General features: G+C 51.5%; 1 protein-coding gene. It reads right to left on the minus strand.

Features of this window, described 5'->3' with window-relative positions:
- Window positions 1–332 (minus strand): transposase (locus FEF65_RS13315; protein ID WP_138240301.1); only part of this gene is annotated, 332 nt, incomplete at both ends.

Below are 332 nucleotides of genomic sequence, written 5' to 3' on the forward strand. Positions count from 1 at the left end.
AGGTCGGATAACTCCTTCAGGTGCAATGCACGAAAATCGCATATCGTGCGGTGGGCCGGATAGTTACCCGCGGCCAGAAGACGGAATGCCACATCTTCATGCAATTTCTTCGCGATCTTGCGAGACGAGAAAACGCCGGTCGCATAACCGTAAAGCAGAATCTTCACCATCATTGATGGGTGAAATGGCTGATTGCGTGGACCACCGCCCGAATAACGGGCATGAAATGCCGACAGATCAAGTGAATCAACCGTGTCATTAATGAAATAGGCAAGGTGACCCGAAGGCAGCCAATCCGATAACGATGGCGGCAACAACAGCGACTGATCAGG

The sequence above is a fragment of the Mariprofundus erugo genome (genome assembly GCF_005818865.1).
Taxonomy (GTDB): Bacteria; Pseudomonadota; Zetaproteobacteria; order Mariprofundales; family Mariprofundaceae; genus Mariprofundus; species Mariprofundus erugo.